The 21,704-nt window shown below is 66.7% G+C and carries 22 protein-coding genes; 6 read left to right on the forward strand and 16 right to left on the reverse strand.

All coding sequences use genetic code 11. The features are described 5' to 3' along the window. Positions 1-83: 83 nt before the first annotated feature. On the forward strand, positions 84-1,613 hold the full coding sequence (locus tag EBB59_RS09960; RefSeq protein ID WP_122102002.1) for a calcineurin-like phosphoesterase C-terminal domain-containing protein: 1,530 nt from the start codon (positions 84-86) through the stop codon (positions 1,611-1,613). A 107-nt stretch (positions 1,614-1,720) separates the two neighbouring features. Here EBB59_RS09960 and mtnC read toward each other — a convergent pair whose 3' ends face one another. The 5 genes from mtnC to EBB59_RS09985 all read right to left on the reverse strand — a co-directional run bounded on the left by mtnC (position 1,721) and on the right by EBB59_RS09985 (position 6,520). Beyond that, positions 1,721-2,413, reverse strand: a complete 693-nt coding sequence (gene mtnC, locus EBB59_RS09965; RefSeq protein ID WP_122102003.1) for an acireductone synthase — start codon at positions 2,411-2,413, stop codon at positions 1,721-1,723. A gap of 111 nt (positions 2,414-2,524) precedes the next feature. Beyond that, complete coding sequence (locus EBB59_RS09970; protein ID WP_122102004.1) at positions 2,525-3,070, reverse strand: 1,2-dihydroxy-3-keto-5-methylthiopentene dioxygenase; 546 nt, start codon at positions 3,068-3,070, stop codon at positions 2,525-2,527. Further along, positions 3,067-3,705 (reverse strand): methylthioribulose 1-phosphate dehydratase, encoded by a 639-nt coding sequence (locus EBB59_RS09975; RefSeq protein ID WP_122102005.1) that lies wholly within the window; start codon positions 3,703-3,705, stop codon positions 3,067-3,069. Before EBB59_RS09975 ends, EBB59_RS09970 begins: the two co-directional genes overlap by 4 nt. 48 nt (positions 3,706-3,753) lie before the next feature. Beyond that, the gene (locus EBB59_RS09980; RefSeq protein ID WP_147455563.1) at positions 3,754-5,034 is read right to left on the reverse strand and encodes an amino acid permease; all 1,281 of its coding nucleotides are present in this window, start codon (positions 5,032-5,034) and stop codon (positions 3,754-3,756) included. Positions 5,035-5,038: 4 nt separating this feature from the next. Next, positions 5,039-6,520 (reverse strand): amino acid permease, encoded by a 1,482-nt coding sequence (locus tag EBB59_RS09985; protein WP_122102007.1) that lies wholly within the window; start codon positions 6,518-6,520, stop codon positions 5,039-5,041. A 187-nt stretch (positions 6,521-6,707) separates the two neighbouring features. On the opposite strand from EBB59_RS09985, the gene EBB59_RS09990 reads away from it, so the two are divergent. Then, a complete protein-coding gene (locus EBB59_RS09990) occupies positions 6,708-7,274 on the forward strand; it encodes an NUDIX hydrolase (RefSeq protein ID WP_122102008.1) in 567 nt (188 codons plus the stop codon). Here the strand turns inward: EBB59_RS09990 and serA are convergent, their stop codons facing one another. Continuing rightward, on the reverse strand, positions 7,275-8,510 hold the full coding sequence (gene serA / locus EBB59_RS09995; RefSeq protein WP_122102048.1) for a phosphoglycerate dehydrogenase: 1,236 nt from the start codon (positions 8,508-8,510) through the stop codon (positions 7,275-7,277). Between the two features lie 84 nt (positions 8,511-8,594). Here serA and EBB59_RS10000 point away from each other — a divergent pair, with 84 nt between their 5' ends. Continuing rightward, the gene (locus EBB59_RS10000; protein ID WP_122102009.1) at positions 8,595-9,980 is read left to right on the forward strand and encodes an FAD-binding oxidoreductase; all 1,386 of its coding nucleotides are present in this window, start codon (positions 8,595-8,597) and stop codon (positions 9,978-9,980) included. Positions 9,981-10,033: 53 nt separating this feature from the next. Here EBB59_RS10000 and EBB59_RS10005 read toward each other — a convergent pair whose 3' ends face one another. The 10 genes from EBB59_RS10005 to EBB59_RS10050 all read right to left on the reverse strand — a co-directional run bounded on the left by EBB59_RS10005 (position 10,034) and on the right by EBB59_RS10050 (position 19,281). Then, positions 10,034-10,498, reverse strand: coding sequence for a GNAT family N-acetyltransferase (locus EBB59_RS10005; RefSeq protein WP_158601774.1), 465 nt, complete (start codon positions 10,496-10,498; stop codon positions 10,034-10,036). 66 nt (positions 10,499-10,564) lie between these two features. Further along, entirely contained in the window at positions 10,565-10,852 is a 288-nt protein-coding gene (locus EBB59_RS10010; RefSeq protein ID WP_122102011.1) for a hypothetical protein, read from the reverse strand. Beyond that, a complete protein-coding gene (locus EBB59_RS10015; protein WP_122102012.1) occupies positions 10,849-11,196 on the reverse strand; it encodes a hypothetical protein in 348 nt (115 codons plus the stop codon). Before EBB59_RS10015 ends, EBB59_RS10010 begins: the two co-directional genes overlap by 4 nt. A 4-nt stretch (positions 11,197-11,200) precedes the next feature. After that, entirely contained in the window at positions 11,201-11,767 is a 567-nt protein-coding gene (gene yeiP, locus EBB59_RS10020; protein WP_122102013.1) for an elongation factor P-like protein YeiP, read from the reverse strand. Between the two features lie 48 nt (positions 11,768-11,815). Next, positions 11,816-12,586 (reverse strand): SDR family NAD(P)-dependent oxidoreductase, encoded by a 771-nt coding sequence (locus EBB59_RS10025; protein WP_122102014.1) that lies wholly within the window; start codon positions 12,584-12,586, stop codon positions 11,816-11,818. Between the two features lie 109 nt (positions 12,587-12,695). Beyond that, on the reverse strand, positions 12,696-15,263 hold the full coding sequence (locus EBB59_RS10030) for a sensor domain-containing protein (protein ID WP_122102015.1): 2,568 nt from the start codon (positions 15,261-15,263) through the stop codon (positions 12,696-12,698). Continuing rightward, on the reverse strand, positions 15,260-16,156 hold the full coding sequence (locus tag EBB59_RS10035; RefSeq protein ID WP_122102016.1) for a hydroxymethylglutaryl-CoA lyase: 897 nt from the start codon (positions 16,154-16,156) through the stop codon (positions 15,260-15,262). The genes EBB59_RS10030 and EBB59_RS10035 overlap by 4 nt, the downstream gene beginning before the upstream one ends. 1 nt (position 16,157) lies before the next feature. Beyond that, complete coding sequence (locus EBB59_RS10040; protein WP_122102017.1) at positions 16,158-18,137, reverse strand: acetyl/propionyl/methylcrotonyl-CoA carboxylase subunit alpha; 1,980 nt, start codon at positions 18,135-18,137, stop codon at positions 16,158-16,160. Then, positions 18,119-18,496, reverse strand: a complete 378-nt coding sequence (locus tag EBB59_RS10045; RefSeq protein ID WP_122102018.1) for a VOC family protein — start codon at positions 18,494-18,496, stop codon at positions 18,119-18,121. The genes EBB59_RS10040 and EBB59_RS10045 overlap by 19 nt, the downstream gene beginning before the upstream one ends. After that, positions 18,493-19,281 (reverse strand): enoyl-CoA hydratase-related protein, encoded by a 789-nt coding sequence (locus EBB59_RS10050; RefSeq protein WP_122102019.1) that lies wholly within the window; start codon positions 19,279-19,281, stop codon positions 18,493-18,495. The genes EBB59_RS10045 and EBB59_RS10050 overlap by 4 nt, the downstream gene beginning before the upstream one ends. 89 nt (positions 19,282-19,370) lie before the next feature. On the opposite strand from EBB59_RS10050, the gene EBB59_RS10055 reads away from it, so the two are divergent. The 3 genes from EBB59_RS10055 to EBB59_RS10065 are packed head-to-tail and all read left to right on the forward strand — an operon-like array spanning position 19,371 to position 21,700. Then, the gene (locus EBB59_RS10055) at positions 19,371-19,607 is read left to right on the forward strand and encodes a FeoA family protein (protein WP_122102020.1); all 237 of its coding nucleotides are present in this window, start codon (positions 19,371-19,373) and stop codon (positions 19,605-19,607) included. After that, a complete protein-coding gene (gene feoB / locus EBB59_RS10060; RefSeq protein WP_122102021.1) occupies positions 19,604-21,469 on the forward strand; it encodes a ferrous iron transport protein B in 1,866 nt (621 codons plus the stop codon). The genes EBB59_RS10055 and feoB overlap by 4 nt, the downstream gene beginning before the upstream one ends. Before the next feature lie 3 nt (positions 21,470-21,472). Continuing rightward, positions 21,473-21,700, forward strand: a complete 228-nt coding sequence (locus EBB59_RS10065; RefSeq protein WP_122102022.1) for a DUF6587 family protein — start codon at positions 21,473-21,475, stop codon at positions 21,698-21,700. The last annotated feature ends 4 nt before the right edge of the window (positions 21,701-21,704 follow it).

Raw genomic sequence — 21,704 nt, forward strand, 5'->3', positions numbered from 1 at the left:
TCTGTTGGCCGCCCACCGGCCATGTTTCCGAAGGCCTTTCCGGAGCCGTTTCCATCCCGCGGGGCCAGGGCGATAATCGCCGGATGAAGAGAATACGCTTGGCTTCCTGCCTGCTGATCCTTGCCAGCCTGTCCGTTCATGCGGGTGAGCGTGGATGCCATGTCGGTTCGGTCTACGAGGATCGCGATGGCGATGGCCGCCGTGGCGGCGATGAACCGGGCCTGCCGGGGATTGCCGTTTCCAATGGCCGCGACATCGTGCGCAGCGATGCCCGTGGCGATTACCGGCTGCCGGCGCGCCCGGGCGCGGAGGTCTTCGTCATCAAGCCGGCCGGCTCGACGGTGGCCCGGCGCGAAGACGGCCTGCCCGATCATTGGCGCGCCGGCGCCGATTGCCGGCCGTTCGGGGTGCGTCGCGCGCCGGCATCCTCCGGCGACCTGCAAGTACTGCTGTTCGGCGACCCGCAACCGAAATCGCCGCGGGACATCGATTACTACCGCCGCGACATCGTCGAGCCGCTGATCGGCAAGACCCGCGCCAGGCTGGGCATGTCGATGGGCGATATCGTCGATGACGACCTCTCGTTGTACCCGGCGCTCAATGCGGCTACCGCCCGCCTGGGGCTGCCCTGGCTGCATGCGCCCGGCAACCACGATCTCGACGTCGGTGCCGACGATGCCGGCTCGCTGGCTACTTTCCGTTCGCACTTCGGGCCGGATACCTTCGCCTGGGAGGAGGCGGAAGCGAATTTCATCGTGCTCGACGATGTCGTCTGGCAACCTGCCTCCACCCCGAAATACATCGGCGGGTTCCGCGAGGATCAGTTCGTTTTCCTCGAAAACTACCTGCGTCAGGCACCGAGAAATCGTTTGCTGGTGCTGGCGCTGCACATTCCGCTGTTCGAAGCGCCGGGGCGCGACACCTTCCGCGACGAAGACCGCGCACGGCTGTTCGCCTTGCTGCGCGATTTCCCCCGTGTGCTGATCGTCAGCGCCCATACCCACACCCAGCGGCATGTCTTCCACGGCATGGATACTGGTTGGCACGGCGTCATGCCGCTGCACGAATACAACATCGGCGCGGTTTGCGGTGCGTTCTGGTCGGGCGTCGAGGATGCGGCCGGCATCCCGGCGGCGACGATGGCCGATGGCACGCCAAACGGTTGGGCGATGCTGACGGTCGAGCTTGGCGGTGAGTACACCCTGGCCTGGCACCCGGCGCGCGATGCTGCCGATACCGGAATCGGTCTCTACGCGCCGAGGGTGCTGCGTCGTGGCGCTTATCCGGCCTGGGCCGTCTACGCCAACGTATGGATGGGGATGGATGACACGCGGGTGGAATACCGTATCGATGGCGGCGCGTGGAAGCCGATGCGCAAAGTGTCGCAACCGGACCCGGCCATGCTGGCGGAAAACGTCCGCGACGACGAAGCCGCCGCACTCCGCGGCTACGATCGCTCGCCGGAGGCGACGCCATCGCCGCATCTCTGGCGCGGCGCGTTGCCGACCGACCTGGCGACCGGTGAGCATGATGTGGAAGTGCGTGCGCTGGATCGCTGGCACGGCTGGCGGCAAGCCAGGACGCGCTACCGGCTGCGGGATGCCGAACCTTGAAGCCTCGATGCCACGCGCGGGCGTGGCGGCGGCGGTCCGTCGAATGGGCCGGGGACGGTGTGCGCCTTAACTCGACGCCACGCGCGGGCGTGGCGGTGGCGGATACCTCAAGGGATGATCGCGGCGAATGACTCTACCCGCGCGTGGCCGTGGGTGGCCTCGCCGATACGCGGCTCGGGATAATCCTCACGGCGGTCCAGCAGCACGGTGCGCATGCCGGCCTCGCGCGCGGCATCCAGCTCTTCGACCACATCGGAGAGGAACAGGATTTCGCCCGGCGCGCGGCCGAGGCGCGCGGCGATGGCGCGGTAGCTGGCCGCCTCGCGTTTGTGCCCCATTTCGGTATCGAAGAAGGCATCGAACAGCGGCAGCAGGTCGCCGGCATCGGAATGGCCGAAGAACAGTTTCTGCGCCGGCACCGAACCGGAGGAATACACGGCCAGCGGCAAGCCGTCGGCGTGCCATTCGCGCAGTTTCCGCACGGCATCGGGATAGACGTGCGCGGTGAAATCGCGGTTCTGGTAGCCCGCGCGCCAGATCATGCCTTGCAGCGCCTTCAGCGCTGTGTGCTTGCGGTCCTGGTCGATCCAGCCTTGCAGGGTCTCGACGATCGTCGCGTCGTCGCACATCGCGCCGTGCCCGGTGGCGACGTCGTCCAGCCAGCGTCGCACGTCGGGCTCATCGCCATGCTCGCGCACGAAGCGGGGCAGGGCGCGACGGGCATGGGGGAACAGCACGTCCTTGACGAAGGAGATCGAGCTGGTCGTGCCTTCGATGTCGGTGAGGATGAGGGGGGGCATTTTTCTCTCACTTGCCGGAGGGTGTGGGCTGGGGTGTTGGCGGGCGGGAAAACGGCGTGCGTCCCGCCCGCCGCCCGCCGGATTGAAGCGCCTCATGGTTGTCGGCGGCGCTTATTTCTCGTAGCGCGGGAAACGCCGGGCGATGTCGCTGCCGGTGAAGTCGCCGACCCAGCCATCGGGGTTGGTGAAGAAGCGGATGGCGACGAACGCCGGTGCCGCGCCCATGTCGAACCAGTGCGCGGCGCCATCGGGAACGTGGATCAGGTCGCCTTTCTCGCACAGCACTTCGTACACCTTGCCGTCGGCGTGCAGCGAAAAGAGGCCGCTGCCATCGACGAAGAACCGTACTTCGCCTTCCTTGTGGGTGTGTTCTTCCAGGAATTTGGCGCGCATCGCTTCGCGTTGCGGATGGTCGGGCGCGATGCTGACCACGTCCACGCTGTTGAAGCCGTTGGCCTCGACCAGCCGGTCGATGTCGTCGCGGTAGGCGGCCATGATCGCCTCGGGCGTGTCGCCGGCCTTGACAGGCTTTACCGCGAGCCATCGCTCGAACACCACGCCGATATGGTCCAGTTCGCGGGCGATTTCCATGTGCGCGTGGGTCTCCAGCAACACGCTGCCGGGATCGTTGTCGTCGTAGACGCGCAGGCGGCTCATCGCTTCAGCTCCCGTATCTTCAGTTCGCAGGCCAGCAGGAATTCGAAGGCTTCCAGGTGGCGGCGCGCCTCGGGCATGTCGCGGCCCCAGGCATAGAGGCCGTGGCCTTCGATCAGATAGCCCCACATCGGCCGGGTTTCGAGCGCGGTTTCCACTTTCGGCATCAATTCGCGCATGTCCTGGGTATTGGCGAACACCGGCACGTCGATCGCGCCTTGGTGGGTGTGGTTGCCGGCGAAGGCTTTTTGCAGTTCGTAGTCCTCGAAGCGCACATGGCCCTGTGGCGCGAACAGCCGCGAGGCTACCGTCTGCACCAGCGAATGGGTGTGCAGCACGCAGCCGATTTCCCGGGCGCGGCGGTAAAGCTGCGTGTGCAGCAAGGTTTCGGCCGATGGGCGCAGTTCGGTGGCGACGGGGCGGCCGTCGAAATCCACCACCATGACGTCGCTCTCACAGAGCTTGGATTTGTCGCGGCCGGAAACGGTGATGGCCGCGTGGCGTTCGTCCAGGCGCATCGAGAAATTGCTGCTGGTCGCGGGCGTCCAGCCGGCGTGGCCGAGTTCGCGGACGTGGGTGATCAGTTCACCGGTCAGTTGGCGCAGGTGCTGGCTGTCATAGGGAAGGGGGCTGTGCATGGCCGCAGTTTACAAACAACCGGCCATGCGCGAGTCAACGGTGGCGGTTCAGCGACGCTGGCCGAGCAGCCGGTACAGCGCCCAGGCAATGACCACGACGACCGCGCCGCCGGCCAGCATTTTCCAGTCGGAAGACCACAGCAGCAGCACGCAAGCGACCAGCGCGCCGATGCCGAGCAGCCGGTCGCTGGCGCTGGGGCGCCGGGTGGCGGTGCCCAGCACCAGCGCCAGACCGGCCGCCGCGTAGGCCAGCACCACCAGCGTGACGACGATTTCGATCAATACCTCGAACTGCCCGGAAACGGTGGGCGAAAGCGTCAGCAGTGCCAGCAGGGTCATCGCGCAGGCGATGATGAACAGCCCGATCGCGGCGGCGCCATGCTGGTTGAAACGCCCGAATGCTGCCGGCAGAAAGCCACGTTGCGCCGCGCGCGCGCCGGACTCGCCAGTCACCAGCATCCAGCCGCCGAGCGTGCCGGAGGCTTTCAACGTGGCCGCGATCGCGATCATCGCCGCCGCCCAGGGGCCGAAGATCGTGGTGGCGACCAGTGCGAACGGCGCACTCGATGCCGCCAGTTCCGAGGCCGGGACGATCCCCATCACCAGTACCGAGGAGGTCATGTAGACCAGCCCGGCGATGGCGACGCCGCCCAACGTGGCGATTGGGATGTCGCGGTCGGGATCGCGTACCACGCCGGCGATCATCGCCCCGGTTTCCAGGCCGACGAAGGCCCAGAAGATGGGGGCCAGCGCGCCGAAGACGACGCTGGCGTCCGCCTTGCCGGTGACGTTCCAGGCCGCATCGTAGATGCCACGGTCGAAGGCGCCCCAACCGAACAGCAGCACCATCGCCACCGGCATCAGGCCGAACACCACGCAGAAACTCTGGAACTTGGCGACTGGCCGCGGCCCCAGCAGGTTGATGGCGAACATCAGCCAGATGAGCCCGATCTGCCCGCCGACCTGCACGGCGGGGTTGCCGGCGTCGAGCGGTAGCAGCGTCACCATGTAGCCGAAAGCGGCGACCGCGATGGCGTTGTTACCGATCCAGGACGATAGCCAGTACGTGGTCGAGGCGATGAAGCTGGCATCGCGCCCCACCGAAGGCCGGATGTAGTCGTCCAGGCATTCCAGGTCGGGGTAAGTGCGGGCGAGCCGCGCGAAGGCCGCGCCCAGCATCATCGCCAGCACCGTGCCGAGCAGCCAGCTGAACACCGTCACCGCGCCGGAGCGCGCCAGCGTGGCGGGCAGGAGGAAAAAACCCGAGCCAATCATGTTGTTGGCGACCACGAAGGTCGCCAACACGGGGCCGATTTTGCGGGCCGTCACCGTATCAGCCCTTGTTCCGCTGGCGTAGTTTGCTGTGGCGATAGCCGTAGACGAAATAGATGACGAAGCCGATCACCGTCCAGCCCAGCATCACTTCCCAATGGTCGCCGAAGGGTTGCCAGAACAGATACAGGCAGGCGAGCACGCCCAGCGGACAGATCAGCAACGCCAGCGGCACGCGGAACGGGCGCGGCAGGTCGGGGCGGGTGTAGCGCAGGACCAGCACGCCGGCGCAGACGGTGGCGAAGGCCAGCAGGGTGCCCATCGACACCAGGTCGCCCAGGAAATCCAGGGGCAGGAATCCGGCCATGCTCGCGGCCAGCACGCCCACGATCACCGTGCCGACGTAGGGGGTGTGGTACTTCGGATGCACCTTGGCGAACAGGCCGGGTATCAGGCCGTCCTTCGCCATCGAATAGAAGATGCGTGGTTGTCCCATGAGCATCACCAGGATCACCGAGGAAAGCCCGGCGATGGCGCCGATCTCGACGAGGGTCTTCAGCCAGGCGAGCGCGGGATAGGCCTCGAGGGCGGTCGCCACCGGCTTGGCCGTGCCCAGTTCGGTGTAGGGCAGCAGGCCGGTCAACGTGGCGGCCACCGCGATGTAGAACAGCGTGCAGACCACCAGCGAGCCGAGGATGCCGATCGGCATGTCGCGTTGGGGATTCTTGGCCTCGCCGGCGGCGGTCGATACCGCATCGAAACCGATGTAGGCGAAGAACACCACCGCCGCGCCGCGCACCACGCCCTGGACGCCGAAACGGTTGTCGCCCTGACTTTCCGGGATGAACGGGTGCCAGTTGTCGGGGTTGACGTAGCGGGAGGCGAAACCGAGGAAGGCGACGATGACCGTGACCTTGATGGCCACGATCAGCGCATTGACCCAGGCCGATTGGGTGATGCCGCGGTAACACAGTGCGGAAATCGCCGCAACGATCAGCACGGCCGGGAGATTGAGCAAGGCCCCGGTGCTGACGAACGATTTGAGTTCCGCCGAGTACGCATAAGGCGCCTGCGCCAGTATTTCGGGAATGCCGAGCCCATAGGACGACAGAAAGCTGTTGAGATACCCCGACCAGCCCACCGCCACCGAGGATGCCGCGAACATGTATTCCAACACCAGATTCCAGCCGATGAACCAGGCGACGAGCTCGCCCATGGTGCTGTAGGTATACGAATAGGCCGAGCCGGAGACCGGCATCATCGAGGCGAACTCGGCGTAGCAGAGGCCGGCGAGCGCGCAGGCGAAACCAGCCAGCACGAAACTCAGGATGACCGCGGGGCCGGCGTAGTTGGCCGCGGCGGTTCCGGTCATCACGAAAATGCCGGCGCCGATGATCGCCCCCACGCCAAGCAGCACCAGGTGTCGGGCGGTCAGGACGCGCTTGAGCGATGCCTCGCCCTGCAAGCTGCCCTCGACCGGCTCGCCCGCATCAACGTGGCCGGCCGCCTGGATGGGCTTGGTCATCAAGAGGTCTTTCAGCATTCGTGTTTTCCCGGGAGGCTGTCGAGCACCGAGGCGGTGCCTGAATCGATTGGAGTCCGAACATTACTCCAGTGGCGAAACGCTCGACAAGCACCGTTGCATTTTGCATCGCAACGTGGATTCGCCTCGGATGCGGAGCGCCGAGCGCGGATAATTGATCCTTTCGTCACGACTGGGCCAGTCCTCGATGCCTGAATTACCGCTTTCGCCCGCCCGCCAGTCCCTGCTTGGATCGTTCCGGCGTTTCGCCCGGGCGGAACCCGCGGCCGCCGCGACCGCCGCCGATTTCATCCAACTGCTGGGCGATGCCGCCAACCCTTTTGTGCGCGAACGCCGGGAAGGCCATTTCACCGCTTCCTCGTGGCTGGTCAGTGGCGATGGCCGGCGCGTCCTGCTGACCCATCACCGCAAGCTTGGGCGCTGGTTACAACTGGGCGGCCACGCCGATGGCGAGGAAGACCTGGCGCAGGTCGCCTTGAAGGAGGCGGAAGAGGAATCCGGCTTGTCCGGCCTGCGTGTCGAGTCGGCCATCTTCGATCTCGATCGCCACTGGATTCCCGAGTACAAGGGTGTGCCGGGGCATTGGCATCACGATGTGCGCTTCGTCGTCCATGCCGAAGGTGGCGAGGCGTTCGTCGTCAGCGAGGAATCGCTGGCGCTCGCCTGGCGCGATATCGATGGGTTGGCCGAGGATGCGCGGGCCGACGAATCGCTGCGGCGGATGGCGCGGCGCTGGCTGGCCGACGCCGCCTGATCAATACAGCACGCGGGTGCGCAGCGTGCCGTCGATCGAGGCCAGCCGCTCACGCAGCCGGCCGGCCTGGTCGCGGTCGGAAGCGGCGTCGATCACCACGTAGCCCAGTTCCGGGTCGGTGCGCAGGTACTGGCCGTCGATGTTGATGCCGGTGCTGGAAAACACCTCGTTGATCTTCATCAGCACGCCCGGCGCGTTGCGGTGGATATGCAGGAAGCGATGGCTGCCCTGATGCCCGGGGAGCGTTACTTCGGGGAAGTTGACCGCCGAGAGCGTGCTGCCGTTGTCGCTGTAGCGCACCAGCTTGGCCGCGACCTCGGCGCCGATGTTGTCCTGCGCCTCCAGCGTGCTGCCGCCGATGTGCGGGGTCAGAATCACGTTGTCCATGCCGCACAGTGGGCTTGCGAACGCCTCGGCGTTGCCTTCGGGTTCGACCGGGAACACGTCCACCGCCGCGCCGGCGAGGTGCCCGCGCGCGAGTGCGTCGGCCAGCGCATCGATATCCACGACCGTCCCGCGCGAGGCGTTCAACAGATGCGCGCCGGGTTTCATTCTGGCCAGTTGCGCCTCGCCGATCATGAGTCGCGTCGCCGGCGTTTCTGGCACATGCAGGGTCACGATGTCACTTGCCGCCAGCAGGGCGTCGAGCGAGCCGGCATGGCGCGCGTTGCCCAGCGCCAGCTTGGTCTCGATGTCGTGGTAGATGACGTGCATCCCCATCGCCTCGGCCATCACCCCCACTTGGGTGCCGATGTGACCGTAGCCGACGATGCCCAGCGTCTTGCCGCGCACCTCGTGGCTGCCGGCGGCCGATTTCGACCAGCCGCCGCGATGGCATTGCGCGGATTTCTGCACGATGCCGCGCATCAGCATGATGCTCTCGGCGATCACCAGCTCGGCCACGCTGCGGGTGTTGGAGTAGGGCGCGTTGAACACGGGAATGCCGGCGTGCTTGGCCGTGGCCAGATCGATCTGGTTGGTGCCGATGCAGAACGCGCCGATGGCGAACAGCTTGCGCGCCTCGGCCATCGCCGCGGCGTCGAGCCGGGTGCGCGAACGGATGCCGACGATGTGCGCCTCGCGCAGTTCGCGGTGCAGCTCGGGCACCGGCAGCGCCTTGTCGAAGCGGCGGATGTCGCTGTAGCCGGCATCGGCGAAGATGCCGGCGGCGGTTTCGCTGATGCCTTCCAGCAGTAGAACGCGGATGTCGGATTTGGGAAAGGAGGTCGGAGACATGGCGTGGCGGCGAAACGGGAGAGTATGGCGTTCCATTCTGCGCTTTTTGCTGCGACGCCGCACGATTGGCGTTAGTCTCCCGGCATGGATGCTCGCCTCGATGCCCTTCGCCAAATTCTGCCCGGCCCGCGCCTGTTGAACGCACCGGACGACCTGGAACACTATGGCCGCGACTGGACCCGGCGCTGGACGCCCGCGCCGCTGGCCGTCGCGTTGCCGGCCACGGTGGAGGAAGTCGTCGGCATCGTGCGCTGGGCGCGCGAGCATCGGGTGGCGTTGGTGCCCTCGGGGGGACGCACCGGCCTGTCTGGTGGCGCGGTGGCGGCCAACGGCGAGCTGGTGCTCAGCCTGGAGCGGATGAACAAGGTGTTGGCCTTCGACGCCATCGACCGCACGGTTGAAGTGCAGGCCGGCATCGCGCTGGAGGCGGTGCACAACATCGCGCGCGAACACGGCCTGCAATATCCGGTGGATTTCGCCTCGCGCGGCTCGTGCAGCATCGGCGGCAACATCGCCACCAATGCCGGCGGCATCCGCGTACTGCGCTACGGCAACACCCGCGAGTGGATCGCCGGGTTGACCGTGGTGACGGGCGCGGGAGAACTGCTGCGGCTCAACAAGGGGCTTGTCAAGAATTCCAGCGGCTACGACCTGCGCCAGTTGTTCATCGGCGCCGAGGGCACGCTGGGCGTGGTGGTCGAGGCCACGCTCAGGCTGGCCGCGCCGCCGCCGCCCACCCGGACGATGCTGCTGGCGCTGGCGGATTTCGACGCGGTGATCCGCGCCTTCATGGCGATGCGCGCCGGGTTGCGGCTGGAGGCGTTCGAGTTTTTCACTTCGTTGGCTCTGAAGCATGTGGTGGAACACGGCGCGCAGCCGCCTTTCGACGACGATTACCCATTCCACGCGGTGGTCGAGTATGCGCACGAGGGCGAGGCCGATGAAGCGGCCGCGTTGGCGCTGTTCGAGCGGGGGCTGGTCGAAGGCTGGGCGCTGGATGGCGTGATTGCGGGCAGCCAGGCGCAGGCGGCGCAACTATGGCGCTTGCGCGAGGGCGTTACCGAGGCGCTGGCCCCGCGTCTGCCGTATAAGAACGACGTCTCGGTGCGGATATCGGCGTTGCCGGCCTTCCTGCACGAGGCCGAGGCGCTGATCTCGGCCGAATATCCGCATTTCGAGGTGGTCTGGTTCGGCCACATCGGTGACGGCAATCTGCATATCAATGTGCTGAAGCCCACGGACATGGCGCAGGCGGATTTCGTCCGCGATTGCGAGCGGGTGACGCGGCTGCTGGCGGAAGTGCTGGCCAGGCATGGGGGCAGCATCTCCGCCGAGCACGGCATCGGCCTGGTCAAGAAGCCCTATCTGACCGGCACCCGCAGCGAGGAGGAGGTGGCGGCGATGCGAGCGATCAAGCGCGCGCTCGACCCGGACGGCATCATGAATCCGGGCAAGTTGTTCGACCCATGAGGGTTTCAGCAGCCGGTCGCGCACCGCCGGCTGCGGGGGCGAGTGGCGCGACCTCAGCCATCGGCATCCAGCCAGCGGCTCATCAACCGGCGCGGCTGGGCCTGGTAGCCGGCGCGCTCGTAGATACCGCGCGCGTGCGGGTTGTCGTCGCTGACTTCCAGCCGGAGCGCGCGGCAGCCCTCGGCCAGGGCCAGTTGCTCGGCTTCGCGCAGCAGCCGCTTGCCGAGGCCGAGTCCTTGGAAGGCCGGTAGCACGTAAAGCTCGTCGAGCAGGGCGTAGCGGCCATCGAATTCCAGGCTGAAACAGAAGCCGACCACCGCGTAACCGGCCAGTTCGCTGTCGCGCTCGATGACCAGCAGCCGGCCGGCGCGCGGGTTGTCGATCAATGCCGCGAGCGCGGCCTGTTGACGCGCTTCGTCCCAGCGCAGTTTTTCCAGTACGTAGAAGTCCTGCATCGCCGGCAGCAGGGTGACGATGTCGGCATCGCGGGCGGGGCGGAAGTGGAGTGAGGCGTTCATGGTCCGATGGACTCCTGGTAGCGCCCGAGCAGCGCACTTGGTGACGGATGAGGGCGGCATTTCGCTTCAGCCGGTTCGGTTCGGCATCGATCCCGGTGTGTTTCTCCCGCGCGACCTGGCCGATTTCATGGTCGTGCGGTGGCCTTCGGGACCGACGTCGGCATCGTAGAGCGTTTCGCCCGGCCGGTGTTGGTGGGGGATGAGGCGCCGGGCGTTGGCGGGCCGGCGGTAGCCCGAGTCCGGGCGGCCGGGGCGCATGCGGGTGATTTCGATCGCGGTGGGCGGTTGGGCGCGCACGTCAGGCAGCCCGCTTGGGATGCCGGAGACCGATGGTCTCGCGGCCACGCGGTTCATTCGGCGTTGCCACCTTCCGGCCGTTCGGCCAGTAGGATACTGCCGATGGTGTCGTCGTCCCGGTATTTGCGCAGCAGGGTTTTCCAGGCATCGGGGTCGGCTTTGACGCAGATCGCGCGGGCCATCGCCGCGTTGCCGCCCTGATCGGCTGGCCGGCGGAAGTGCCGGCACATGCGCTGGTTGAGGATGAACGCCTGCACGTCCGGCGGCAGGCTCCGCGGATCGACCTCTGTCGTGGCCGCCGCCGGCGCGGGCGGCGGCGTGTTCGCCTCGGCGCTTGCCTGGGCACTGGGCGCGGGCGCGGTGCAGGCCGTCAGCAGCAACGCGAGAAGGCCCGCCGTCATCACTTTATTCGGCGCGCCCACCGAATTCGCCCGTGGTGGTGTTGACCCAGACTTTCTCGCCGTTGGCGATGTATTCCGGCACCTGAATCTCGATGCCGGTATCGAGGCGCGCGGGCTTGGGTCGCTTGGTGGCGGTGCCGCCTTTCAGTTCCGGCGGGGTGTCGATCACCTCCAGCACCACCGAGGTGGGCAACTGGAGCCCGACCGGCTGGTCGTCGATGATCTGCACATGGCAACCAGCCAGTCCATCGGTGATGTAGCCGGCGGCATCGCCAATGGCGGCCGCATCCAGCGAGTACTGATTGTAATCCTCGTCGTCCATGAATACGAAGGTCTCGCCATCCTTGTAGGAGAACGTGGCCTGGCGGCGGAGCAGTTCGACTTCGTTGAGATTGTCGTCGCCGTCGAAGCTCGCATCCAGCTTGTTGCCGCCCGGTACCGAATACATCACGAAGCGGAAGCGCACATTACCGCCGCGCCCTTGCGGACTGGAGCGTTCGATGTCGCGGACTTGGTACACGCCGCCGTTGTGTTCGACGACGTTGCCTTTCTTGATGTCGTAAGCCTTCATGGGATGAATTCGCGGTGGATGTTGCGTGAATAGGGAATGCGGGCCGGCTTATTTCGGCGCGAGGCGCACCGCGCCGTCCAGCCGGATGGTTTCGCCGTTGAGGTAGGGGGTGGCCAGGATGAAGGCGACCAGGTCGGCGAACTCCTCGGGTTTGCCGAGGCGCGAAGGGAAGGGGATCGAGGCCGATAGCGACGCCCGCACGTCGTCCGGCATGCCATCGACCATCGGCGTCCAGAAAATGCCGGGGGCGATGGTGTTGACCCGGATACCGAAACGCGCCAGTTCGCGCGCCATCGGTAAGGTCATGCCGATCACGCCGCCTTTCGAGGCCGAGTAGGCGGCCTGCCCGATCTGCCCCTCGTAGGCGGCCACCGAAGCGGTGTTGACGATCACCCCGCGCTCGCCATCGGCGCAGGCCGTGTTGTGTTGCATCGCCTCGGCGCAGGCTTTCGCCACGTTGAAGCTGCCGACCAGGTTGACCATCACCGTGGCCTGGAACCGCGACAGCGCCATCGGCCCGTTCCTGCCCAGCACGCGCCCGGCGCCCAGGATGCCGGCGCAGTTGACGCAAACGTTCAAGCCGCCGAGGAAACCATTTGCCGTATCCACGTTGGCGGCCACGCCGGCTTCGTCGGTGACGTCGGTCTGGAGGAAGCGGGCGTTATCCGCGCCCAGGGCGGCGACGGCCTCGGCGCCTTTGTCGGCGTTGACGTCGAACAGCGCGACCTTGCCGCCCTGGGCGACGATGTGCCGGGCCACACTGAGGCCAAGGCCGGAAACGCCGCCGGTGACGATGGCGCGGGTGGCGGAAAGCTGCATGCGAACCTCGTGGAGCGGAAAACGCCGATTTTACCCGCGATGCGGCGGGCGCCGAAGCATCAGCCCGGTTTGCCTGGCTGGCAGCCGGGCGGTGTCGATCGCATCGGCATTATTCAGTGACCGCCCGCAGTACCGAACCACTGGCGAGGTGACGGGCGAATGCCTCGGGCGCCAGTGGCTTGGAAAACAGGAAGCCCTGGCCGACAGGTATGCCGAGTTCGAGCAGGAAATCGCGTTGCGCCTCGGTTTCCACCCCCTCGGCGACCAAGCTGAGCCCGAGGCTGCGGGCGATCCCGGCCACCGCTTGGCAGACCGCGACGTCGGAGGTGTTGTCGGGCACGCCTTGCAGGAACAGTTGCGAGAGCTTGAGGCCGTGAATCGGCAATCGGCGCAGGTAGTTGAGCGCGCTGTAGCCTTCGCCGAAGTCGTCGATCGACAGCACCACGCCCATTTCGTACAGGCGTGCGAAGGTGCGCAGGGTTTCCGGTTCATCTTCGATCAAGACGCGTTCGGTGAATTCCAGCTCCAGCGCCGGGCCCGGGATGCCGGCGGCGGCCAGGGCGTCGGCCACGGTCGTGGCCAGGTCGCTGGCCATGAGCTGGCGGTAGGAGACATTGACGGCGATGCGCATCGGGTCGAGTCCCGCGTCGCGCCACCGCCGCACTTGCTGGCAGGCTTCGCGCAATGTCCAGGCGCCCAGCCGGATGATCTCGCCGCTGCTTTCGGCATGGGCGATGAATTCCTCGGGCGGCATCCCGCCCAACAGCGGGTTGTTCCAGCGCATTAGCGCTTCGGCGCCGATCATCCTGCCGTCGCGCAGGTCCACCTTGGGCTGGTAGAGCAGATATAGCTCGTGGTTGTCCACGGCATTGCGCATCAGCCCGTCGATCCGCAGTCGGTTGTGCTGCCGGTGGGCGAGGTCGCTGCTGTAGCTCTGCCAGCCGTTGAAGGCGCGGCGCTTACTGTCGTACATCGCGATATCGGCGTTCTGGATCAGTTCGGTGGCGTTCACGCCGTCTCCGGGCGCATGGGCGATGCCGATGCTGGCGCCGATGGTGAATTCTTCCCCATCGATCTGGAACGCTCGGGCCAGTGATTCCAAGATGTCCTCGGCGATTTCGCTGGCCGGCTTCGGCTCCTTGCCGAGGCACAGCACTAGGAATTCGTCGCCGCCGAGCCGGGCGCACAATGCGTCCGGGCCAACCGCGTCGAGCAGGCGCCCGGCCACCGCGACCAGCAGATGGTCGCCGACGTGGTGGCCGAGCACGTCGTTGATGATCTTGAAGCGGTCGAGGTCGATGTAGAGGAGTGAGAAACGCGACGCCTGCCCGTCCAGTTGCGTCTCGATCTCGCAGAGGATGGCGTCGCGGTTGAGCAGGCCGGTGAGCGAGTCGGTACGCGCCTGCTGGCGCAGCCGGTCTTCCACCCGCTTGTGTTCGCTGATGTCCTCGATGGTGCCGGTGATGCGGTGCGCGGATGGATCGCGTTCGTCCTTCGCGCCCTGGATGAGCACCCAGTCGGGCTGGCCGTCGCGTGCGCTCAGCCGCAGCTCCAGGTTGAACGGCTGGCCATCGGCGATCACCTGTCTGAGCGCCGCTCGCAGTCGGCGGGCTTCCCCGGCATGTAGGCGGGCGAACAGTTCCGCCAAACGCTCGGTCCCCTGATCGATGCCGAGTATCCGCCGGGCGCCGCGGGTCAGGTACAGCTCGTCGTTGGCGTGGTTCCATTCCCACGCGCCGATCGTGGCCAGGGTCTGCACGTGGTCGAACATCGCGCTGTCGCGCTTCAGCGCGGTGATGTCGCCGAACAGCGAGATGGTCTGGGTGACATGATGCGATTCCGCATCGAACTGGGGGATTGACGTGACCGAAAGCCAGCGGAAAGTCCGATCGTCCTGCCGGTAGAGGCCCAGCACCTGGCTCGCCACCACCTTGCCGTTGCGCCGGGCGAGAGCCGAGGGCAACTGCTCGGTGCCGATGTCCTTGCCGTTTTCATCCATCACCCGCCACGGTGGCGTGCTCAGCGCGGCGTGCGGTGAGTCGCCGGGGCGCAGGCCGAGGATGCGCATCGCCGCGCTGTTGACGTGCAGCACCGCGCCCTCGGCATCCTGTACCACGATGCCCTTGTCCACCGATTCCAGCAGGTCGACGTAGCGACGCTCGCTATCGACGCGATTGCTGAGGTCGCGGGAGATGGCGATGATGTGCTGCCGGCCGTCGAAGTCGATCGCGCCCGAATGCACTTCCAGCGGGAGGCGGCTGCCATCGGCGCGCATGTTGGTGACTTCGGCCATGTGGCTGCCGCCGCGGCTGAGCGCGTCCTGCACCGGGATCAGGTAGTCGTCGGGCAGTTCGGGGTTCAGTGTCCCGATGTGCCGGCCGATGACTTCCTCGTGGCTGCGGCCGATCAGGTGCAGGCCGGCGCGGTTGAAGTCGAGCACGGTGCCGTCCCAGTCGATGATGATGGCGGCATCGGGAATGGCATCGAACAGTCTGCGATAGCGGCTCCGCGCTGTTGCCGCCGCACATTCGGCCAGCTTAATCGCGCGCAATGCCTCGCGGGCCAATTCGCGTGTTTGTTCAGGACAGACGGCATCTTTCAAAAACCGTTGCAACCTCAGGCAGAGGTTGTCCCAGTCGTCGCCGCCTCCCCAAGTGCGGGCGTTTTCTTCGGTCATCGTGTCGTAGCAAGCGCGGCCTTACTGCCTGATGGACGGCCAAGGTGTTGTGCCAACCATACTCCGGTTTCAATGAGTTTGGCGAGGTCGATCCCGGTTTCGATCCCCATGCCCTGGAGCATGTAAACCACGTCCTCGCTGGCGACGTTGCCGCTGGCCCCCCGGGCATAGGGACAACCGCCGGTGCCGGCGACGGCGGCATCGACCACCGCCACGCCTTCCTCGATGCAGGCCAGGATATTGGCCAGCGCCTGGCCGTAGGTGTCGTGGAAATGGATCGCCAGCGCGTCCATCGGCACTTCCGCGGCGACCGCTCGCAGCATCGTCCGCGCCTTGGCCGGGGTGCCGACGCCGATGGTGTCGCCCAGCGAGATTTCGTGGCAGCCCATCGCGTGCAGGGTTCGCGCCACTCGCACTACGTCGGCCAGGGGCACTTCGCCCTGGTAGGGGCATCCGAGCACGGTGGAGACGTAGCCGCGCACCTTCACGCTATCGGCGCGAGCGGTCTCGATCACCGGGGCGAAGCGGGCCAGGGATTCCTCGATGCCGGCATTGGTGTTCTTCCGGTTGAATGCCTCGGAGGCGGCGGTGAACACGGCGACCTCGGTCGCGCCGACCGCGCGGGCGCGCTCGTAGCCGCGCAGATTGGGCACCAGCACCGGATAGGCGACTCCGGGCGTTTTCCCGATTCCGGCGTAGACCTCGGCGGCATCGGCCATCTGCGGTACCCATGCCGGGCTGACGAAGCTGGTCGCCTCGATGGTGCCGAGGCCGGTGGCCGATAGCCGGTCGATCAACTCGATCTTGTCGGCGGTGGCGATGAAGGTCTTCTCGTTTTGCAGGCCGTCGCGCGGGCCGACTTCGACGATGCGAATGTGCGAGGGAAGCGCCACCTCAATGTTCCAGCGTGGCGAGGATGGCGTCGGCTTCAACGAAATCGCCCTCCGCCGCGCGCAATTCGGCGATCACGCCCTGGCGCGGGGCTTTCAGCGCCAGTTCCATCTTCATCGCCTCCATGACCAGCACCACGCTGCCGGCTTCGACGGTATCGCCGGGGCGGGCTTTCACCAGCACCACGCGTCCGGGCATCGGGGCTTTCAGCGCATCGTCGCTCTGTGGGGCGTGTTCGTCCTCCAGGTGATGCAGCGGAATGCGCAGGAAGTGATGGCCGTGCGTGCCGTCGTGCAACCTCACCGCATCGCCTTCGACCCGCGCCAGCAGGCGCCGGGCATGGCCGTTGACGCGGCCAGAAAGCGTATTGCCGCTCAACCGGAGTCCTTCGAGGCGGGTGAGGACGTCGCCCTCGCGCACCGTGAAGTCGCCTTCCTTGCCGCCGATCTTCAAATGCGCGTCGTGTTCGCCGTGTCGCAGCCGTAGCGGGCTGTGGCCGCCACCACCGAGCCGCCAGCCATCGACGATCTCCCACGGCGAACGCGGCCGCGATCGCGCCGCGTCGCGCAGGCGCAGCGCGGTGGCGGCCAGGGCGCGCAGCGCCGGCCCTTCGCGGTCGTCACCGGCACGGTCGAGGAATTCGTCGAGGTGGCGGTCGAGATAGCCGGTGTCGATCGTGCCTTCGACCACCGCGGGATGCCGCGCCAGCCGTTCGAGGAAGGCGATGTTCGATTTCGGCCCCTCGATCTCGCAAGCCGCCAGCGCTTCGCGCAAGCGCGCCAGCGCGCGGGGGCGATCACTGCTGTGGACGATCAGCTTGGCGATCATCGGGTCGTAGAAGATCGTCACCGTGTCGCCTTCGATCACGCCGGAATCGATCCGCGTCTCAGGCATGAATTCCGGCAGGCGCAGCCGGGTGAGCTTGCCGGAGCCGGGCAGGAAGCCGGCCGCCGGGTCTTCGGCGTAAAGGCGGACTTCGATGGCGTGGCCGCTGCTGTAGATCGCATGCTGCGCGCGTGGTAGCGGCTCGCCGGCGGCGACGCGCAGTTGCCATTCCACCAAGTCGAGGCCAGTCACCATTTCCGTCACCGGATGCTCGACTTGCAGGCGGGTATTGATTTCCATGAAGTAGAAGCGGCCATCCCGGCCGACGATGAACTCGACCGTGCCGGCGTTCTGGTAATCGATGGCGCGACCGGCGGCCACCGCGGCTTCGCCCATCGCCGCGCGCAACTCGGGGGTGAGCAAGGGCGAGGGCGATTCTTCCAACACTTTCTGGTAACGGCGCTGGGCCGAGCATTCGCGTTCGTTCAGATGGATGAGGTTGCCTTGGGCATCGCCGAATATCTGGATTTCGATGTGGCGCGGGTGCTCGATATAGCGTTCCAACAGCACGCGGTCGCGGCCGAAGGCGTTCGCCGCCTCGCGCTGGCAGCTTTCCAGGTTCGATGCGAATTCGGCGCCGCAACGCACGATGCGCATGCCCTTGCCGCCGCCGCCGTGCGCGGCTTTGATCATCAGCGGGTAGCCGATGCGGTCGGCCTCGCGTTGCAGGGTGTCGGGCGATTGGTCTTCGCCGGTGTAGCCCGGCACCACCGGCACCCCGGCGGCTTGCATCAGCTCCTTGGCGCCGGCCTTGCTGCCCATCCTGCGCATCGAGCCGGCCTTGGGGCCGATGAAGACGATGCCGGCGGCTTCCACCGCATCGGCGAAATCCGCGTTTTCGGACAGGAAGCCGTAGCCGGGGTGGATGGCCTGCGCGCCGCTTTCTTTCGCCGCCTTCAGGATGGCGTCGCCGCGCAGATAGCTGTCCTGCGGGCGCGGGCCGCCGATCGGATGGGCTTCGTCGGCCAGGCGCACGTGTTGGGCGTCGGCATCGGCCTCGGAATACACGGCCACGGTGCGGATGCCCATCCTGCGCGCGGTGCGGATGACGCGGCAGGCGATTTCGCCGCGGTTGGCGATCAATATCTTGTCGAACATGCTTGTTCCGGTGCGTGGCGGATGGCTTCGATGTCGCGCCCAGCGGGGGCGAGTACGAGAGCGTCGTAATGGTTCGGGGCGGCGGCGTCCTTACCCGTTGCCAGTGCCCTGGCATGGAAAGCATCCATCGGTTCGCGGCACGCGGCCTTGAAATAGACGCGCGGGCGGCCTTGCAATGGCGGCGCGCCATCGCCGGTTCGGAAAACCGGTTTGCCGTTGCGCCCAAGACTGGCGTGGTTTCCGGCGCCGGTCTGTTCGGCGCTCACTTCCATCATCAACTCGCGGCCAGACGTGGGGAGCGGTTCACGGTGGAACGAGAGGCCGGCAACGGGGAGGCCGACGTGGTCGAACGGGCTCATGGCGAGGCGCTCCAGGCGGCCTTGCGCTTGTCGAGGAAGGCCGACAGCCCTTCTTGGCCTTCGGGCGACACACGCAGGCGGGCGATCAGGGCGGCGTTGTCGGCATCGTGCCTGGCGCCGTCGTGGTGGGCGATGACATCGCTCACCAGCCGCTTGGCGCTGGCGCTGGCGACCGGCCCGGCCTTCAGCAGCAGGTCGATCTGGCGGTCGATGGCGGCATCGATTTCGCCGGCTTCCACCACCTGGTGAAGCAGGCCGATGCGCAGTGCCTCGGCGGCATCGAAGATTTCGGCGCTGGCAAAGTAACGACGTGCCTGACGCGCGCCGATGGCGTTGACGACGTAAGGCGAGATCACCGCCGGCAACAGGCCGAGTCGGGCTTCGGTCAGGCCGAAGCGGGCTTCCGGCACGCCGATGGCGATGTCGCAGCAGGCCACCAGCCCGACGCCGCCGCCGAACGCCGCCCCATGCACGCGGGCGAGGGTGGGCTTCGGCAGTTCGTCCAGGGTGCGCATGAGCTTCGCCAGTGCCAGCGAGTCCAGGCGGTTTTCCGCCTCGCTGGCGGCGGCCATGCCGCGCATCCAGTTGAGATCGGCGCCGGCGGAGAACGAGGCGCCTTCGCCTTCCAGCACCACCACGCGCACGTTTTCGTCGCTCGCCAGCGATTCGAGCGCGATGGTCAGTTCGGCAATCAGGCCGGCATCGAAGGCGTTGTGCAGGGCGGGGCGGGTCAGCCTGACCCGGGCGACGGCGCTCCCGCACGATAGTTGCATCGATCCGCTCATCCGGCCTTCCTCGCAGTGAGCGTCCATGATAGCGGCGCGGCGCGCGGCATTACGTATACTTGAGAATGCTTCTTGTCTGAATCGCTGCCGTGCGTCTGTCTGAACTCTCTCTCCATACTCCGGCCCAGGTGGCCCGTGTCCACGCGCTGGACGAGCATGACGCCATCGCCCGGCGGCTGGGTGAGTTGGGCTTCGTGCCAGGTGAAGCGGTGGAGGTGCGCGCCACCGGCCTGTTCGGGCGCGAGCCGCTGATGGTGCAGGTTGGTTTCACCCGTTTCGCGTTGCGCCGCAGCGAGGCGGCACGAATTGAGGTGATCGCCGCATGAATGCCGCCACCGCTCCGCGCATCGCGCTGATTGGCAATCCCAACAGCGGCAAGACCGCGCTGTTCAACCTGTTGACCGGCAGCCGCCAGAAGGTGGCGAACTATGCCGGCGCCACCGTCGAGCGAAAGGAGGGGCGTCTGAACACCCCGGCCGGCCGTCATTGCGCCGTGCTCGATCTGCCTGGCGCCTACAGCCTGACGCCGGCCAGCCTGGAGGAAGCCATCGCCCGCGACGTTGCGCGCGGCTTCTATCCCGGGGAGTCCGCGCCGGACCTGCTAGTCTGCGTGATCGATGCCACCAACTTGCGCCTGCACCTGCGCTTCGTGCTGGAGCTGAAGTCGCTGGGGCGGCCGATGATCGTCGCGCTCAACCAGATGGATGCGGCGGAACGGCGCGGCATCGCCATCGATGTCGAGGCGCTGGCGCGCGGGCTGGGCTTGCCGGTGGTGGAAACCGTGGCGGTGCGGGGCGATGGCGCCAGGGCATTGCTGGCGCGCATCGATGCACTGATCGATGCCGGGCTGCCGCCGCTGGCGGAAACAGGTCCCGTGCCCGATGGCGATGCGCTGCACGCCCAGGCGCGTGGCTTGATCGAGGCCAGCGTGCGCATGCCGCGACGCACCGCGCGGGTCGACGATGCCCTCGATCGCTGGCTGCTGCATCCGCTGTTCGGTTTGGCCACGTTGGCGGTACTGATGTTTCTGATGTTCCAGGCCGTCTATGCCTGGGCCACGCCATTAATGGACCTGATCGAGGCCGGTACCGGCTGGCTTGGCGACACCGCCGGCGCATTGATGCCGGAAGGGCCGCTGCAAAGCCTGATGGTGGACGGCATCATCGCGGGGCTGGGCGGGGTGGTGGTATTCCTGCCGCAGATATTGATCCTGTTCTTCTTCATTCTCGTTCTCGAAGAATCGGGCTATCTGCCGCGCGCGGCCTTCCTGCTCGACCGTATGATGGCGGCAGCCGGTCTGTCCGGGCGTAGCTTCATCCCGCTGCTGTCGAGCTTCGCTTGCGCCATACCGGGGATCATGGCGACCCGCTCCATTCAAGATCCGCGCGACCGCCTCGCCACCATCCTGGTCGCGCCACTGATGACCTGCTCGGCGCGCCTGCCGGTGTACGCCCTCTTGATTGGCGCTTTCATCCCGCAGCGCAAAGTCCTGGGGGGGCTGGAATTGCAGGGATTGGTGCTGTTCGCGCTGTATATGGCCGGGATCGCCAGCGCGTTGGCGGTGAGCTGGGTAATGAAGCGCTGGAAGCGCGACGGCGGCGAACATCCCCTGTTGCTGGAACTGCCGTCCTACCGTCTGCCGCACTGGCGGGACCTGCTGATCGGCCTGTACGAACGGGCGATGATCTTCCTGAAGCGCGTCGGCGGCATCATCCTGGCGATGACCGTGCTGCTGTGGTTCCTGCTGTCGTTCCCGTCCGCGCCCGCCGATGCCACGTTGCCGGAGATCGATTACAGCTTCGCCGGCCGCATCGGCCATGCGATGACCGGTATCTTCGCCCCGCTGGGCTTCAACTGGCAGATATGCATCGCGCTCATCCCGGGCATGGCCGCGCGGGAGGTGGTGGTGGCCTCGCTGGCGACCGTCTATGCGCTGTCCGCCGCCAGCGACGATGCCGCCGCCGAAGCGCTGTCGCCGCTGATCGCCCAGGACTGGTCGCTGGCGACGGCCCTGTCGTTGCTGGTCTGGTTCATCTATGCGCCGCAGTGCCTGTCCACGCTGGCGACGATCAAGCGCGAAACCGGCTCCTGGCGGCAGACCGCCTTCGCCACCGGCTACCTGTTCGCGCTGGCTTACCTGGCCTCGCTGGTGACTTATCAGGTGGCGAAGGCGCTGGGGGCGGGCTGAGCCATGTCGTTGGCGTTGCAATATGCGGTGATCGGCGTCGTGGTGCTGCTGGCGGCGCTGTTTGTCTGGCGTACGCGCTTTCCGCGTTCGTGGCGGGCGACGCGTATCGCGCTCGCCCTTGCGTTGCTGCGCGAGGGCAGGCCCGGATGGATGGGAAAACTGGGGCGGATGATGGCGCCGGCTTCGGTATCGAAATCGGACAAGTGCGGCGGCTGCGACGGCTGCGGCTGAGGTT

Source organism: Solilutibacter pythonis (genome assembly GCF_003697345.1).
In the GTDB taxonomy this organism is placed as follows: domain Bacteria; phylum Pseudomonadota; class Gammaproteobacteria; order Xanthomonadales; family Xanthomonadaceae; genus Solilutibacter; species Solilutibacter pythonis.